This window comes from Sphingomonas sp. DMC6 (assembly GCF_056314225.1).
On sequence record NZ_JBQUYT010000001.1, the window covers coordinates 149,126 to 164,645 of the forward strand.

Genomic DNA, 15,520 nt, shown 5'->3' on the forward strand with positions numbered 1-15,520 from the left:
GCGCTGAGATTTGTCAGTCGCCCCTGTACCGGATAGGGCAGGGGCTATGCGGCCCGAGCTTCTCAATCCCCTGTTCGCCGAGGTCACTGCGCTGAAGGGCATTGGCCCGGCATTGGCGCGTCCAATGGAGCGGCTGGGGTTGGCGCGCGTCGTCGATGTGGCTTTTCATTTGCCGACAGGGTTTGTCGACCGCCTTCCGCGCGACGAACTCGACATGGCCGATTTGGGCAAGGTGATCGCGATCACGCTGACGCCGGTGCAATACCGCTTCGGCGGTGGCCCCCGCTCGCCGGCGCGGGTGCAGGCGGTTGACGGCAAGGGCAATCACGTCACGCTCGTCTATTTCGGCGGCAATTCCGGCTGGGCGAAGAAGCTGCTGCCGCTGAACGAGCCGCGCTGGGTTTCCGGCAAGCTCGAACATTATGGGCAGGAACTGCAGATGGTTCACCCGGACCATGTCCTGCCGCCCGATCAGGTCGAAAGCGTCGGCGGGCGAGAGGCGATCTATTCCTGTTCGGAAGGCATCACCTCGAAGCGGATTGCCGCATTGGCGGCGCAGGCTATCGAGCGCGCGCCGGAGCTTCCCGAATGGATCGAGCCGAGCCTGAAGGCACAGAAAGGCTGGCCCGACTGGCGCGACGCGCTGGGGCGTATTCATGCCGATCCGGCCGATGCCAAGGCGCGCGAACGGCTGGCCTATGACGAAATCTTCGCCAACCAGCTCGCGTTGCTGCTGGTACGCGGCGAGGCGCGGGCGAAGCGGGGCAGGGCTCTGGTCGGCGACCATCGGCTGCGTGACGCGCTGAAGCTGCCTTATGTCCCCACTGGCGCACAAAGCCGCACCATCGCCGAAATCGAGGGCGATATGGCGCAGTCGCAACCCATGCTGCGGCTGCTCCAGGGCGATGTCGGCTCGGGCAAGACGCTGGTGGCGACGATGGCGCTGCTGATCGCGGCGGAAGCGGGCGCGCAAGGCGCGCTGCTGGCGCCGACGGAAATCCTCGCGCGACAGCATTATGAGACGCTGCGCCGCACGCTTTCCGGGCTGGGGGTGAACGTCGCGCTCCTCACCGGACGCGACAAGGGGCGTGTGCGGGAGGCGACGCTTATGGGCCTCGCCTCGGGGGAGATCGACATTCTGATCGGCACGCACGCGATCTTTCAGGAAGGGGTTACCTATCGGGATCTTGGGCTGGTGATCGTCGACGAGCAGCATCGCTTTGGCGTCGCCCAGCGGATGATGTTGCAGGCGAAGGCCGAACGCCCGCCGCATCTGCTCGTAATGACCGCCACGCCGATCCCCCGCACCCTCACGCTCGCGCAATATGGCGAGATGGATGTCAGCCGGCTCGACGAGATGCCGCCGGGGCGCCAGCCGATCGAAACCAGCGTGATTTCGGAGGAGCGGCTGGGCGAAGTGGTCGGCGGCCTCGGGCGTCACCTTGCCGGCGGCGGCCAAGCCTACTGGGTGTGCCCGCTGGTCGAGGAGAGCGAAAAGATCGACATGGCCGCCGCCGAGGCGCGTGCCGTCGAGCTGGAGGCGCATTTCCCCGGCAAGGTCGGGCTGATCCATGGCCGGATGAAGGGACCGGAAAAGGACGCGGTGATGGCGCGCTTCGCTGCCGGTGATCTGGGTGTGCTGGTCGCGACGACCGTGATCGAGGTGGGCGTGGACGTGCCCAACGCGACCCTGATCGTGATCGAGCATGCCGACCGGTTCGGCCTCGCGCAGCTCCACCAGTTGCGCGGTCGGGTGGGGCGGGGCGGTGGGCGCTCGGTGTGCCTGCTGTTGCGCGGCAATGCGCTCAGCGAAACGTCGCGCGCACGGCTGGCGCTGATGCGCGAGAGCAATGACGGCTTCCGCATCGCCGAGGAGGACCTGCGGCTGCGTGGGGCGGGTGAACTGCTCGGCACGCGCCAGTCGGGTGACATGCAGTTCCGGCTGGCCGCCCCCGAGATGCTCGGCGATCTGCTCCCCGCCGCCAATGGCGATGCCCGGCTGCTGGTCGATCGCGACGGCGGACTGAAGGGCGAGCGCGGGCAGGCGGCGCGGGTGGCGCTGTACCTGTTCGAGCGCGATGCAGCGGTGGGACTGCTGCGCGCGGGCTAGGAAAGACCCGTTACAGCACCAGTCCGGCGACGGGATCGAGACCGGCCATGATGTTCAGGTTCTGCACGGCTGCGCCGGCCGCGCCCTTGCCGAGATTGTCGAGCGTCGCCACCAGCCGCGCCTGGCGGGTATCGTCATTGCCGAACACGCGCAGGCTAAGCCGGTCGGTGCCGGCATTCTCCTCGATCGTCAGCACCGGTACGTCCGCCGGCAGCACCTTCACTACCGGCGAATCGCGATAGGCCTCGCGCAGCACATTTTCGAGCGACTCGATCGACGGCTTTCGGGTGAAGGCATGGAGCGGCAACGGCACTTCGACGATCATGCCGCGATAGGTGTTCGCCACTGCCGGCAGGAAGATCGGCGGATTTTCGATCCGTGCGTGCTTCTGCATTTCCGGCACATGCTTGTGTGCCAGCGACAGGCCATAGGGCCGGAAGGCGGTTGCCGCCTCGCTACCCTCGAACTCGGAGATCATCGAACGGCCGCCGCCCGAATAGCCGGAGGTGGCGTTGACGCTCAGCGGATAGTCATGCGGGATCAGCCCAGCGCGAATGAGCGGCCGTACCAGCGCCAGAAAGCCGGTCGGGTAGCAGCCGGGATTGCTGACCCGCGCCGCCTCGCCGATAGTTGCGGCCTGGCCGGGTTCCAGCTCGGCAAAGCCATAGGTCCAGTCCGCGGCGACGCGGTGCGCGGTGGAGGCATCGATCACACGGGTGCGCTCGTTGCGGATCATCGCCACCGCCTCGCGCGCTGCGTTGTCGGGCAGACACAGGATCACGAAATCGGCGTCGTTAAGCGCTTCTTCTCGCCGCAGGGGATCCTTGCGGTCCTGTTCGTCGAGCAGGATCATCTGGATTTCGGGGCGCCCCGCCAGCCGCTCGCGGATTTCCAGCCCGGTGGTGCCCACCGCGCCGTCGATAAAGACACGTGCAATCATGCGACACCTTCTAGGGCAGCGGCATCGATATAGCCGACCAGTCCTGTGCCCGGGGCACGGCCCCAGGCATGGGTGCCGGCCAGCTCCAGAACCTCGAAAACATCGCCGGGTGCCAGCGAGGCGACCGGATCTGTGCCGGCCGCGGCGGCGGCACGCAGTTCCGTTGCGATGCGGATCACCCGCGGCATTGGAGCCGCGTAGTGCGGTGCGAACACGCGGTCGGCAAGGCGCACATCGGCCAGATCGGGCCTGACTGCTTCGGTACGCGGGTCGATCGCCTCCGATCGCCCCTGCAGGGCGAATCGCTTACGCGCTGGCGCTGTGGGCGACTGGCTCGCTGAGGTGGTTGCCAGCGAGGAAATGCCCGAACTCTGCAAGAAACTCTGCCCCTTCAGCCGTGCGCGCTACGAAGATGTTGCGCTTGTCGGTATCGTCACGTTGGCGGCGCAGATAGCCGAGCGTGCCCAATCGATTCAAGGCGCGTGTGACTACCGGCTTCGAGACGTTCAAAGCCCGCGCCAATCCGCGCACCGTATGGGGGCCGGGATCAAGATACACAAGCATCAGAAGCGCCATCTGGCGATTCGTCAGATCAGGTTCGCCGGACCGCACATAGTCGATCAGGGTGTTCTTCCACGAATAAAGTGGTTTGTCCGACATTGCGTTCACCGGTTCTACTCACACGTTTCGAGCGCGGCATGGCCCTGAATTAGAGGGGGAAACGCCCGTTTCGCGACTAGGTTTCAGTGCGCGTGCGAAATGTTTGCAGCGCTGTAACAAAGGTCGGCGGGGCGGGGCTGTGGTGCATTGTCCGGAACAGGCGGTTGATTGCCGGGGGCCGCTCCCCTATGTCGCGCCCTTCACCAACAGGTCCCGGGCTTCATGTTCACCTTCCTCCTCGTCGTCCAGTTCCTCATCGCCGCCATGCTGGTGGGGGTGATTCTTCTGCAGAAGTCGGAAGGCGGCGGCCTGACCACGGGCGGCAGCCCCTCGGGCCTGATGTCGGCGCGCGGCGCAGCCGATTTCCTGACCCGGACCACCGCGATTCTGGCGACGGCATTCATCGCGATGAGCATCCTGCTCGCCTTCATGGCGGCCAGCCGGCACTCGACGACGATCGACCCCAGCCTGCAGCGCAAGGCGGCGCCGGTCAGCTCCATTCCGGGCCTGACGCCCGCACCGGCACCGGCTCCGACCACGGCGCCGACGGGCAATGCCACCCCGGCAGGCAACAGCCAGGTTCCGTTCAGCCAGTAATTTTCCGTAGTTCGCCGCCGCTGCGGCGATCCATCCACAAAAAATCGTGCACCGGCGGGATTCGGACGCTTGCCGGTGCGCGGTTATTGACGTTAGGCGTTTCCTCCCATGGCGCGGTACATATTCATCACCGGCGGCGTGGTCTCCTCGCTTGGCAAGGGTCTTATGGCGGCAAGCCTCGCGGCGTTGCTCCAGGCCCGCGGCTATCGGGTCCGCATCCGCAAATTCGATCCCTATCTGAACGTCGATCCCGGCACGATGTCGCCACACCAGCATGGTGAGGTCTATGTGACCGACGACGGGGCGGAGACCGACCTCGACCTCGGCCATTACGAGCGCTTCACCGGCGTCGCGTCGCGCCAGGCGGATAACGTCACTTCGGGCCGCATTTACAAGACGATCATCGAGCGCGAGCGGCGCGGCGACTATCTGGGCGCGACCGTGCAGGTCGTCCCGCACGTGACCGACGCGATCAAGGCGTTCGCCCAGGCGGAAACCGAAGATCTCGACTTTGTGCTGTGCGAAATCGGCGGCACCGTGGGCGATATCGAATCGCTGCCGTTCATCGAAGCGATTCGCCAGCTTCGCAATGATCTCGGCCGCGGCCAGACCGTCAGCATCCACGTCACGCTGGTGCCGTACATCGCGGCGGCGGGCGAGCTGAAGACCAAGCCAACCCAGCACAGCGTACGCGAGCTCGCGGCGCTGGGCGTACAGCCCGACGTGCTGGTATGCCGCGCCGAACGGCCCCTGCCGGCCGGCGAGCGGGCGAAGATCGCCCAGTTCTGCAACGTGCCCGCTTCGGCGGTGATCCCGGCGCTCGACGCGAAGAGCATCTACGCCGTTCCCTTGCAGTATCATGGCGAAGGCCTGGATGTCGAAGTGCTCAAGGCCTTCGGCATCGAACCCGGCCCGTCCCCCGATCTCGCCCGCTGGAGCGGCATCGTCGAGCGGCTGGAAAATCCCGAGGGCGAAGTCACGATCGGCGTGGTCGGCAAATATATGGGCGTGCCCGACGCCTATAAGTCGCTGACCGAGGCGCTGGTTCATGGTGGCATCGCCAACCGGGTGAAGGTCAATATCCGCTGGCTTGACGCCGAATTGTTCGAGCAGGATGAGGCCGAAGTCGCCGCGCTGCTCGAGCCGATGCACGGCATTCTCGTCCCCGGCGGCTTCGGCGAACGCGGTAGCGAAGGCAAGATCGCCGGCGTCCGCTTCGCCCGCGAGCGCAACGTGCCCTTTTTCGGCATCTGCCTCGGAATGCAGATGGCCTGTATCGAAGGCGTCCGCGCGGAGGGCATCGCCAACGCCTCGACCACCGAATTCGGCCCTACCGAAGAGCCGGTGGTCGGCATGATCACCGAATGGATGACCGCCGACGGTCTGCAGAAGCGCGAGGAAGGCGGCGACCTGGGCGGCACGATGCGGCTGGGCGCCTATACCGCCAAGTTGGGCGGCAACAGCGTCGTCGCTTCGATCTATGGCGCCGACACGATCAGCGAGCGCCACCGCCACCGCTATGAAGTCAACACTGCCTACAAACCGGTGCTCGAACAGGGCGGCCTGGTCTTTTCCGGCATGTCGCCCGACGGCACGCTGCCCGAAATCGTCGAGCGGCCGGACCATCCCTGGTTCGTCGGTGTGCAGTTCCACCCCGAACTGAAGTCGAAGCCGTTCGATCCGCACCCGCTTTTCGCCAGCTTCATTGCGGCGGCGTTGAAGCACTCGCGGCTCGTCTGAACGTGCTGCGCTGCGCGTTCGTTGCCGGGCTTGCGCTGCTCGCCGTGTCGGCGGCGCCGGCGCCACAAAGGCCTGCGGCGCCCGGCATGGTGCGCGTGCGGCTGGTGACGAGCATGGGTGCGATCACCGTCGCGCTCGATGCGAAGCGCGCGCCGAAGACCGTCGCCAATTTCCTCGCCTATGTCGATGACGGCCGGTTCGAGGGCACGCAATTCTATCGCGCCGCGCGGCGCAAGGGCGATCCGGGCAAGGGCTTCGTTCAGGGCGGCGTCGGCACCGATGCGCGGCGGATGCTCGATCCGTTGCCGCTCGAGCCGACCAGCCAGACTGGCATCCGCCACACGGACGGCACCATTTCGATGGCGCACGGGCCGAACCCCGATTCGGCCAATGGCAATTTCTCGATCATGGTCGGCGACAATCCGGGGCTGGACGCGCGCGGCGCCTATGGCGGCTTTGCGGCATTCGGCCATGTCGTCGCGGGCATGGATGTGGTGAAGCGCATCCTCGCGCTGCCCTCCGGCGGCGGGCGCGACGCGATGAAGGGGCAGATGATCCTGAAGCCGGTGACGATCCTGCGCGCCGAACGGCTCGACGGCGTCGCCCGCCCCACCGGTCGGGTACGGCCGTGGCTGCTGGGGGTAAAGCCGGCGGGGTGACCGGGCGGCGCTGACGTACACGTCGTAAAGTTTCGCGGGTAACCATCGCATTGCTAAGGTCCGTTCTGCGGTATAGGTTTAGCGCATTGCTTTTGATGGACCTGAATAATGGAATATCTTGGCGGAGCTCTGCTCATCTGCGTTGCCCTCGCCGCGATAGCTGTTGGTGCTAGTACTTTAAGGTGGATCGGGAGCGAGGAAGTTCCGACCTTAAGCCGAACCTCCCAACGCTTGGTCTCTCGCCGAAAGGAGCCCGCTGGTTTCTGGGCGACGATGGGAACAGGTCTTCTCTGGACACTATTGGGCGTGTTTCTTCTGGTTTGCACGGTCGGCGGTATGTTCGGGTTTTTATAGTGTGCGCACTGGGCGTTGCCGGCGCGTCCGTTTCTCACCGGTTGGGTTCCCAAAGAAAAGGCGCCCGGGCCGAAGCCCGAGCGCCCCGTCGCGGCGCCAAAGGGAGTGGGCGCCGCGCGCGCGTGAAGAAGATCAGGCCGCGTCGGCGCGGTGCTCGATCGGGGTCGGCACGCTGCCGGTGCCCACGGCGATCTTCTTGGGCTTCATCGCTTCCGGCACTTCACGGACCAGCTCGATGGTGAGCAGGCCATCGGCCAGATCGGCGCTCTCCACCCGCACGAAATCGGCGAGTTCGAAGCGGCGCTCGAAGCTGCGGTTGGCGATGCCGAGATGCAGGAAATTGCCCTGGTTATTCTCGTTCTCGCCCGCCTTGCGGCCTGCGACGAGCAGCAGGTTCTGCTGCGCGGTGATGTCGATTTCGTTCGCCTTGAATCCGGCCACCGCAATCGTGATGCGATAGCGATCCTCGGCCAGACGCTCCAGGTTGAACGGCGGATAATTCTCGCTCCCCGCCTGGCGCGCGCTGGCTTCGAGCAGGTCGAAGAGGCGATCGAAACCGATGGCGGAACGGCGGAACGGGGTAAAATCAAACTGACGCATCTTCAAATCCTCCATTGAGCAAAATGAACGTCTTATCCGGTGCCCGGACCACCCGCGGCACCTTGTGCACGGCCCGTATTGGCACCGTGCAGCGCTGATGTTGGGTAGCGGATCGGCAGTTTCAAGCCTCCAACAAGAGCCGCTTCGCTGCCCTAAACAACTGCTTGTTCGCCAATTCCCACTTTGTTGGTGGAGATTGTCGTCAACCAGAATTGGGGGACGGGAATGAGTCTATCTTCGCTGACGCTGCTGTTGCTCGCCGGTACTGCGCCGATCGGGCTAGACCCCGATACCGCGGCGCCCGCCCGCGTGGCGGTGCCGAACGTGCAGCCGGACAAGGGCCAGCCCGCCAGCGACCAGCCCGCAGCGGCCGATGCGGGGCAGGAAGCGCCCGGCGAAGTCGTCGTCACTGCCCGGCGGCGGCAGGAGCGCGTGCAGGAAGTGCCGCTCGCCGTCTCCGTCATCAGCGGTCAGACGCTGACGGATAGCGGGGCGTTCAACGTCTCCCGCATCCAGCAGTCGCAGCCGGCGCTGCAATTCTATTCGAGCAACCCGCGCAACACCGCGATCAATATCCGCGGCCTGGGTGCGCCGTTCGGCCTGACCAATGACGGCATTGAACAGGGCGTCGGCTTCTATCTCGACGGCGTCTATATCGGCCGGGTCGGCGCATCGACCTTCGACTTTGTCGATGTCGAGCGGGTCGAGGTGCTGCGTGGGCCGCAGGGTACGCTCTATGGCAAGAATACCACCGCTGGCGCCATCAACATCACCACGCGCGCGCCCAGCTTCACGCCGGAGGTCCGCTATGAGGCGAGCACCGGCAACTACAACTTCCTGCAGGTAAAGGCATCGGCCTCGGCCCCGATTGCCGATGACAAGCTGGCGGTGCGGATTTCCACGTCGGTCACCAGCCGCAAGGGCACGATCTACGACACGAAGAGCGATACCAACCTGCACCGGCTCGATAATTACGGCGTGCGCGGGCAGTTGCTGTGGCGCGCGGCGCCAGGCATCGACTTCACGCTCTCGGGCGATTTCAACCTGCAGAACCCCTTGTGCTGCGTGCAATATTATGTGCGTACCGGCGCGACCCAGCGGCCGCTCAACCGCCAATATGCGGCGCTGGCGGCGGCGTTCGGCTATGCACCACCCAGCACCGATCCGTTCGATCGCAAGACCGACCTCGATGCCGACATCAATTCCCGGCAGGAAATCGGCGGCGTGTCGCTGCTCGGCAACTGGGATGTGGGGCCGGCGACGATCACTTCGGTAACCGCGTGGCGCTATTGGGACTGGAAGCCGGCGAACGACCGGGATTTTGTGGGCCTGCCGATCACCACCGTGTCGCAAAACCCGTCGCAGCAGAAACAGGTGACGCAGGAACTGCGCATCGCCTCCAACGGCAAGAACCGGCTCGACTATACGGCCGGCATCTTCCTGTTCCACCAGACGATCGACACGCATGGATCGCAGGTGCAGGGGCCCGCCGCCAGCCGCTGGCTGCTCAACCCGGGCACTGTCGCGCCGGGATCGAGCGGGTGCGCGTCGCCGACCGCCAATGCCTGCAACCCGGCGGTGCTGAACGGGCTGACCTCGAAAAATGCGATCAGCTTCGACAACACCAGCTTCGCCGTGTTCGGCAAGCTGAACTGGGAAGTGCTGCCCAAGCTGCGGCTGCAGCCCGGCCTCCGGCTGAACTATGACAAGAAGAGCGGTTCCTATGTCGCCACCGTGACGACGGGAACGGGCAGCACCACGCTCAACAGCGACCAGCGCGGCGTGCTGGCGCCGCAAAGCTATTCGCCCCGGTTCAGCGACTGGAACGTGTCGGGCGACGTCACGCTTTCCTATGACTTCGCTGTCGACGTCCATGGCTATGCCACCTATGCGCGCAGCTTCAAATCGGGCGGCATCAACCTGTCGGGCCTGCCGCTCGATGCCAATAATAACCCGATCCTGGCAGCCGCGACGGTGAAGCCCGAAAAGGTCAATCATTTCGAAGTGGGGTTGAAGACCCAGTTCCTCGACCACCGCGCGACCTTCAACCTCGCCGGCTTCTGGACCGAGGTGAAGGATTATCAGGCGACCGTGACCAACGGGCAGCTGGGGGTGATTCGCGGCTATCTCGCCAATGCCGAAAAGGTGCGGGTGCGGGGTGTCGAATTCGATTCGCGCTTTCAGCCGAGCCCGCGCTTCAGCGTCTATGCCAATGGCGCCTTCACCGATGCCAAATATGTCCACTTCCGCGATGCGCCGTGCCCGCCCGAGCTGTCCGGCGGATCGAGCGGGGCCACGCCCAGCGCCCCCGGGACGCCCGGCGGTGTCAGCCCGGTAAATTGCGACATTTCCGGCCAGGTGCTACCCGGCATTTCGAAATGGGCTGCTGGTTATGGCGCCGAATATAATGTGCCGGTAGGCGAGGGGCAGGTGTATCTGGGGTATGACGGCAGCTGGCGCTCGCGCTTTTCGTCGAACCCGTCGCCATCTGCCTATACCTGGATCGACGCTTATTCGCTGTCGAACTTCCGGCTCGGCTATCGCCAGGGACGGGTGAATGCGTTCGCCTGGGTCCGCAACGCCTTCGACCAGCACTATTTCGAGCTGTTGTCGGTTCAGTCGGGCAGCACGGGCCTGATCGTCGGCCAGCCGGGCGATCCGCGCACTTGGGGCTTCACGATCAGCGGTTCGTTCTGATCGGGTAACGCACTGACCTCCTGCTTTGGCCGGGGGAGGTTGGCGGGCGGGGCGGGCAAACCTGCTCCGCCCGAAATCATGGTCCGAACGGATCGGAAAAAGCAAACGCCCGGACCGTTTCCAGCCCGGGCGCCTGCGTGACGAATGCTCGTCAGCCCCCTTGAACAGACCCTCGCTCTGACGCCTCGCTTGCGCGAACGGAGCTGAGAGCCTCCCCGAACCACGGCCTTTTTGCCTGCGCTTCGACGGTTTTTTGGTACGAGCCGCCGGTCCGTTTGTCACCGGTTCAGAAACCAAGTCTTGCCGATTGGCGGCACCCTGTGATGATTCCGCAACAGCGGGGTAACTGCGGTCGGCTGCAAGTCCGCGCTTCCGTTCGCTCCCCAGTCGCCCTAGAGGGGGGCCCATGCTGCTATCGCGCTATGAGCGGATGATTGCCCGCCGTTACCTGCTGCCCGGGCGCAGCGAAGCCTTCATCGCCGTCGTTGCGGGGTTCAGCCTCGTCGCCGTCATGCTGGGTGTCGCTGCGCTGATCGTGGTGATGAGCGTCATGAACGGGTTCCGCGCCGAACTGTTCGACAAGATTTCCGGGTTGAACGGCCACGCCGTCATCCAGGGCTATAATAACCAGTTGCGCGACTGGCGCCGCGTGGCCGAGGAAGCGAAGCACACGCCGGGCGTGACCAGCGCGACGCCGCTGATCGAGCAGCCGTTGTTCGCGGGCTATAACGGCCGGGTCGAATTCGCGCTGGTCCGCGGGATGCGGATGGAAGACATCCTCACCAACAAGACGCTGAAGGGCAAGGAGATCGCCGGCTCGCTGAAGGCGCTGAAGCCGGGCAGCGAACAGGTGGCGATCGGCTCGCGTCTGGCGGAGGCGCTGGGCGTTACGCTCGGCAGCCAGATCTCGATCATCAACCCGCAAGGCGCGGCGACGCCGTTCGGCACCATGCCGCGGATCGTCCAGTACAAGGTCGCGGCGATCTTCGAGGTCGGCGTCTATGACTATGACAAGGCCTTCATCATCATGCCGATGCAGGACGCCCAAACGCTGATGCTGATGGGCGATTCGGTCGGCATGGTGCGGATCGACACGGTGAACCCGGACAAGGTGGGCGAGATTCTGGCGCCGCTGGCGGACAAGATCAGCGATGTCGGCCAGATCACCGACTGGCGCCAGATGAACCGCGAGTTGTTCGAGGCGCTGGCGATGGACCGCGTGGTCTCGTTCACCATCCTGTCGATCATCCTGCTGGTCGCGTCGTTCAACATAATTTCGTCGCTGATCATGCTGGTGCGCGCCAAGACGCGCGACATTGCCGTGCTGCGCACCATGGGGGCGACGCGCGGCGGGCTGATGCGCATTTTCGTGACGGTGGGAACGACGATCGGCGCGCTGGGGGTGGCGGCGGGCGGCGTGCTCGCCTTTTTCTTCATCACCTATCGCGAGCAGGTCGTGTGGCTGATCGGCGTCGTAACCGGTCAGAAGGTGTGGGATCCGCAAATCCGGTTCCTGACCGAGCTGCCGGCCAAGACTGACCCGGTACAGACCTTCACCATCTGCGCGATGGCGTTGCTGTTCGCCTTCCTTTCCACGCTGTATCCCGCCTGGAAGGCAGCGGGTACCGATCCTGTGCAGGTGCTGCGCTATGAGTGAGCCGGTTCTTCAGACGCGCGACCTGCGGCGCAGCTTCTCACAGGGCGGCGTGGTGATCGATGTGCTGCGCGGCGTGGATCTGGATGTCCAGCCCGGCGAGATCGTCGCGCTGCTCGGGCCGTCCGGCTCGGGCAAGTCGACACTGCTCCAGGCGGTCGGGCTGCTTGAAGGCGGTTTTGAAGGATCGATCCGCATTTCCGGGCGCGAGGCATCGAAGCTATCGGCCAGCGCGCGGACGGAGGTGCGGCGCGACCAGCTCGGCTTCGTCTATCAGTTCCACCATCTCCTGCCCGACTTCAACGCGACCGAGAATGTCGTTCTGCCGCAGCTCATCCGGGGCACCACCCGGGCCGAGGCGGCGGTGCGGGCGGAGGCGCTGCTGGCGGTGCTGGGCCTGGAGCATCGTCTCACTCACCGCCCGAACCAGCTTTCGGGCGGCGAGCAGCAGCGCGTCGCGGTTGCCCGTGCGCTGGCCAATCGACCGGCGCTGGTGCTGGCAGACGAACCGACCGGCAATCTCGACGAGGCGACGTCGGACCGGGTATTCGGCGAATTCCTCAACCTCGTCCGCAACGAAGGCTCGGCAGCACTGGTCGCCACGCATAACGAGCGGCTCGCGGCGCGGATGGACCGGGTGCTGCGCCTGCATGAGGGGCGGCTGCAATAGCGGGAGGGCATATGACCGAAGCGATCACCACAATAGCGGTACAGACCGCAGACGGGCAGGAGACCAACCTGGCCGATTATGCCGGCAAGGTTCTGCTGGTGGTGAACACCGCATCGAAATGCGGCTTCACCCCGCAATATGCCGAGCTGGAGGCGTTGTGGCGCCAGTATCGTGACCGCGGCTTTGCCGTGCTGGCCTTCCCGTGCAACCAGTTCGGTGCGCAGGAACCCGGCGATGCCGAAGAAATCGCGCGCTTCTGCTCGCTCACCTATGACGTGACCTTTCCGGTCTATGCCAAGGTCGACGTGAACGGCGACGACGCTGCGCCCTTGTTCCGCTTCCTGAAGGCGGCGGCGCCCGGCGTGCTGGGTACGCAGGCGATCAAGTGGAACTTCACCAAGTTTCTGATCGATCGCGCCGGCAACGTCGTCGAACGCTATGCGCCGACCACGTCTCCACGCGACATTGCGGGCGCGATTGAGGCGCTGCTCTGAACCAATGCGGCGGGGGGCCAACGGCGCCCCCGCCTGTGGGGCCTCAGGGGTGCCAGCTCGCCGGCAAGGTGCGCGCGGGCACCTGTACCGTCACCGTAGCGACAATATCGTCGGACGCATGGCCGAGCAGCAGCTTGTAGCTGCCACCGGCGATCTTCCAGCTATGCGATGCGTCGTCGAACACCGCCAGCAGGCGCGGATCGACTTCGATCGTCACGCTCTTCGACGCGCCGGGCGTCAGCGTCACTTTCTCAAAGCCGCCCAGCCGCTTCGGTGCTTCCCAGCCCTCGCCAGAAACATAGAGCTGCGCCACATCGGCACCGGCACGCGCGCCGGTGTTGCGGATCGAGAAGCTGGCTCTCACCGTGCCGCCGGCAACTGCGCCCTTCAGCCCGCTATAGGCGAAGCTGGTATAGGAGAGGCCGTGGCCGAACGCGAACAGCGGCTTGTCGCCCTTTGCGTCATACCATTTATACCCGACTGCGGCGCCTTCGGTGTAGCGGGTTTCGCCGTCATTCGGTGCCGCGGGGCGGGGCAACTGCGACAGGCTGCGCGGGAAGCTCGCGGGCAAATGCCCCGACGGATTGACCTTGCCGGTCAGCACATTGGCAATCGCTTCGCCGCCGGCGGTGCCGGGGTACCAGGCCTCGAGAATCGCGGCGGCCTTGTCGGCCCAGGGCATCAGCACCGGTCCGCCGGTTTCCAGCACCACCACCGTCTTTCCGTTGGCGCCCGCGACCAGCTCGATCAGCTGATCTTGCTTGTCGGCAAGCGTCAGCGACGGATCGAACGACTCGCCAGCCCATTGCGTGGCGAAGACGATCGCGACATCGGCCTGTTTGGCGGCGGCTGCCGCGGCGGCGGGGTCACTGCCGTCGAGATAGGTGATCGTCGCGCCCGGCAATTGCCGCTTCAGCGCGGCGAGCGGGGCGGAGGGGTGGTACATCACCGGCCCTGGCCAGCTCGTCGGCTCCTTGCCCGGCACTGCGTTGCCGCCGACCGGATAGACCAACGACGATCCGCTGCCCGCCATCACGCCCTTGTCGGCATGGCCGCCGATCACGACGATGCGCTTCGCCGCTGCCGCCAAGGGCAGGGCGTTACCCTTGTTCTGCAGCAGCACGATGCCCGCCTCGGCGTCGGCGCGGGTAACGGCGACATGGGCGGCGAGCATATCGGCGGGAAGGTCCAGCGGCGCGCCCGCGATCGGGTGATCGAACAGGCCGTGCGCGAACATCGAACGCAGGATGCGATGCGCCATTTGGTCGAGCCGTGCCTTGCTGACCTCACCCTTCGCGACCGCTTCCTTCAGCAGCGGGCCGAAAAACGGCCTTTCGTCGAACGGGTGGCCTGATTGCTGCTCCAGCCCGGCATTGGCGGCGGCAACCGTCGAATGGGTAGCGCCCCAGTCCGACATGACATAGCCCGGCCAACCCCAGTCGCGGCGCAGCACGTCGTTCAGCAGCCAGGGCTGTTCGCACGCATAGATGCCGTTGATCTTGTTGTACGCGCACATGACCGAGCCGGGGTTCGACTTCTCGATCGCGATCTCGAAGGCGAGCAGGTCGCTCATCCGCGCGGCGGCGGGGTCGATCACCGCGTCCATCTTGAAGCGGTCGGTCTCCTGATCGTTGACCGCATAATGCTTGATCGTCGAGATGATGTGGTTCGACTGGATGCCGGCGATCTGCGCGCCGACCATGGTGCCAGCGAGCAGCGGATCTTCGCCGCCATATTCGAAATTGCGGCCGTTGCGCGGCTCGCGCAGCAGGTTGACGCCGCCGGCCAACATCACGTTGAAGCCAGAGGCGCGCGCCTCGGCACCGATCATCGCCCCGCCCTTGAAGGCCAGTGCCGGATCCCAGGTCGCCGCAGTAGCGAGTCCGGACGGTAGCGAGGTGCGCCCCCGCTTGTGCACTGCCGAACCCTGGGTGGCTACGCCCACGCCTGCATCGGTCTGCCACTGCGCCGGAATGCCAAGACGCGGGATGCCCGGAACATAGCCGGCCGAACCCTCGCGCGCGCCGGTCGGGTAGCTGTAGTCTTTGGGCGGAAAGGTGGAGCCGAAATAGCCGAAAACCAGTGTCAGCTTCTCGTCCTCGGTCATCTGGGCGAGCACCAGTTCTGCGCGCGCATCGGGCGCCAGCTTGCTGTTCATCCAGGCATGGCCGGCCTGCTGCGCCACAGCCTGGCCCGGCACGGCGAAAAGGGCGGCGATTGCGACCATCGAGCTGGTCCAGGCAATCTTTTGGCGTGTCATTTCGTCCTCTCCTCCGGATTCTGTCAACGCTGTCTTTTGGCCAGCATAAGCGAATGCGCAGGCGCATGCCAGTCATTGCTGGTAT

The 15,520-nt window shown here is 65.3% G+C and carries 13 protein-coding genes; 8 read left to right on the plus strand and 5 right to left on the minus strand.

All coding sequences use genetic code 11. The features are described 5' to 3' along the window. Positions 1-46: 46 nt before the first annotated feature. Complete coding sequence (recG, locus tag ACT53M_RS00625; RefSeq protein WP_476230771.1) at positions 47-2,110, plus strand: ATP-dependent DNA helicase RecG; 2,064 nt, start codon at positions 47-49, stop codon at positions 2,108-2,110. Positions 2,111-2,120: 10 nt separating this feature from the next. On the opposite strand, the gene argC is transcribed toward recG, so the two are convergent. From argC to ACT53M_RS00640, 3 genes are all read right to left on the minus strand, one after another. Then, complete coding sequence (gene argC, locus ACT53M_RS00630) at positions 2,121-3,050, minus strand: N-acetyl-gamma-glutamyl-phosphate reductase (RefSeq protein WP_476230773.1); 930 nt, start codon at positions 3,048-3,050, stop codon at positions 2,121-2,123. Then, positions 3,047-3,238 carry a hypothetical protein gene (locus ACT53M_RS00635; protein ID WP_476230774.1) on the minus strand — a complete coding sequence of 64 codons (192 nt, stop codon included), beginning with the start codon at positions 3,236-3,238 and terminating at the stop codon, positions 3,047-3,049. Before ACT53M_RS00635 ends, argC begins: the two co-directional genes overlap by 4 nt. 118 nt (positions 3,239-3,356) lie before the next feature. Further along, positions 3,357-3,710: a MarR family transcriptional regulator gene (locus ACT53M_RS00640; protein ID WP_476227970.1), complete on the minus strand. Its 354-nt coding sequence runs from the start codon at positions 3,708-3,710 to the stop codon at positions 3,357-3,359. A 222-nt stretch (positions 3,711-3,932) separates the two neighbouring features. On the opposite strand from ACT53M_RS00640, the gene secG reads away from it, so the two are divergent. The 3 genes from secG (at position 3,933) to ACT53M_RS00655 (ending at position 6,706) form a co-directional block, all read left to right on the plus strand. Then, complete coding sequence (secG, locus tag ACT53M_RS00645; protein ID WP_476230776.1) at positions 3,933-4,307, plus strand: preprotein translocase subunit SecG; 375 nt, start codon at positions 3,933-3,935, stop codon at positions 4,305-4,307. 108 nt (positions 4,308-4,415) lie between these two features. Then, complete coding sequence (locus ACT53M_RS00650) at positions 4,416-6,047, plus strand: CTP synthase (RefSeq protein WP_476230777.1); 1,632 nt, start codon at positions 4,416-4,418, stop codon at positions 6,045-6,047. Positions 6,048-6,049: 2 nt separating this feature from the next. Then, positions 6,050-6,706 (plus strand): peptidylprolyl isomerase, encoded by a 657-nt coding sequence (locus ACT53M_RS00655; RefSeq protein ID WP_476230779.1) that lies wholly within the window; start codon positions 6,050-6,052, stop codon positions 6,704-6,706. 486 nt (positions 6,707-7,192) lie between these two features. On the opposite strand, the gene ACT53M_RS00660 is transcribed toward ACT53M_RS00655, so the two are convergent. After that, positions 7,193-7,660 (minus strand): Hsp20 family protein, encoded by a 468-nt coding sequence (locus ACT53M_RS00660; RefSeq protein ID WP_476230781.1) that lies wholly within the window; start codon positions 7,658-7,660, stop codon positions 7,193-7,195. A 225-nt stretch (positions 7,661-7,885) separates the two neighbouring features. Here ACT53M_RS00660 and ACT53M_RS00665 point away from each other — a divergent pair, with 225 nt between their 5' ends. The 4 genes from ACT53M_RS00665 to ACT53M_RS00680 all read left to right on the plus strand — a co-directional run bounded on the left by ACT53M_RS00665 (position 7,886) and on the right by ACT53M_RS00680 (position 13,175). Beyond that, positions 7,886-10,357, plus strand: a complete 2,472-nt coding sequence (locus ACT53M_RS00665; protein WP_476230783.1) for a TonB-dependent receptor — start codon at positions 7,886-7,888, stop codon at positions 10,355-10,357. A 406-nt stretch (positions 10,358-10,763) separates the two neighbouring features. After that, a complete protein-coding gene (locus ACT53M_RS00670; RefSeq protein ID WP_476230785.1) occupies positions 10,764-12,014 on the plus strand; it encodes a lipoprotein-releasing ABC transporter permease subunit in 1,251 nt (416 codons plus the stop codon). Next, complete coding sequence (locus ACT53M_RS00675) at positions 12,007-12,681, plus strand: ABC transporter ATP-binding protein (protein WP_476230786.1); 675 nt, start codon at positions 12,007-12,009, stop codon at positions 12,679-12,681. The genes ACT53M_RS00670 and ACT53M_RS00675 overlap by 8 nt, the downstream gene beginning before the upstream one ends. Positions 12,682-12,692: 11 nt before the next feature. Beyond that, positions 12,693-13,175 carry a glutathione peroxidase gene (locus ACT53M_RS00680; RefSeq protein ID WP_476230787.1) on the plus strand — a complete coding sequence of 161 codons (483 nt, stop codon included), beginning with the start codon at positions 12,693-12,695 and terminating at the stop codon, positions 13,173-13,175. Between the two features lie 43 nt (positions 13,176-13,218). Here ACT53M_RS00680 and ACT53M_RS00685 read toward each other — a convergent pair whose 3' ends face one another. Continuing rightward, the gene (locus tag ACT53M_RS00685; protein WP_476230788.1) at positions 13,219-15,435 is read right to left on the minus strand and encodes a beta-glucosidase; all 2,217 of its coding nucleotides are present in this window, start codon (positions 15,433-15,435) and stop codon (positions 13,219-13,221) included. Positions 15,436-15,520: the final 85 nt, after the last annotated feature.

What these genes read in the sequence shown, in the direction of transcription:
- recG (WP_476230771.1), top strand. Translation starts at nt 47, where the DNA reads ATGCGGCCCGAGCTTCTCAATCCCCTGTTCGCCGAGGTCACTGCGCTG.
- argC (WP_476230773.1), bottom strand. Translation starts at nt 3,050, where the DNA reads ATGATTGCACGTGTCTTTATCGACGGCGCGGTGGGCACCACCGGGCTG.
- ACT53M_RS00635 (WP_476230774.1), bottom strand. Translation starts at nt 3,238, where the DNA reads ATGCCGCGGGTGATCCGCATCGCAACGGAACTGCGTGCCGCCGCCGCG.
- ACT53M_RS00640 (WP_476227970.1), bottom strand. Translation starts at nt 3,710, where the DNA reads ATGTCGGACAAACCACTTTATTCGTGGAAGAACACCCTGATCGACTAT.
- secG (WP_476230776.1), top strand. Translation starts at nt 3,933, where the DNA reads ATGTTCACCTTCCTCCTCGTCGTCCAGTTCCTCATCGCCGCCATGCTG.
- ACT53M_RS00650 (WP_476230777.1), top strand. Translation starts at nt 4,416, where the DNA reads ATGGCGCGGTACATATTCATCACCGGCGGCGTGGTCTCCTCGCTTGGC.
- ACT53M_RS00660 (WP_476230781.1), bottom strand. Translation starts at nt 7,660, where the DNA reads ATGCGTCAGTTTGATTTTACCCCGTTCCGCCGTTCCGCCATCGGTTTC.
- ACT53M_RS00665 (WP_476230783.1), top strand. Translation starts at nt 7,886, where the DNA reads ATGAGTCTATCTTCGCTGACGCTGCTGTTGCTCGCCGGTACTGCGCCG.
- ACT53M_RS00670 (WP_476230785.1), top strand. Translation starts at nt 10,764, where the DNA reads ATGCTGCTATCGCGCTATGAGCGGATGATTGCCCGCCGTTACCTGCTG.
- ACT53M_RS00675 (WP_476230786.1), top strand. Translation starts at nt 12,007, where the DNA reads ATGAGTGAGCCGGTTCTTCAGACGCGCGACCTGCGGCGCAGCTTCTCA.
- ACT53M_RS00680 (WP_476230787.1), top strand. Translation starts at nt 12,693, where the DNA reads ATGACCGAAGCGATCACCACAATAGCGGTACAGACCGCAGACGGGCAG.
- ACT53M_RS00685 (WP_476230788.1), bottom strand. Translation starts at nt 15,435, where the DNA reads ATGACACGCCAAAAGATTGCCTGGACCAGCTCGATGGTCGCAATCGCC.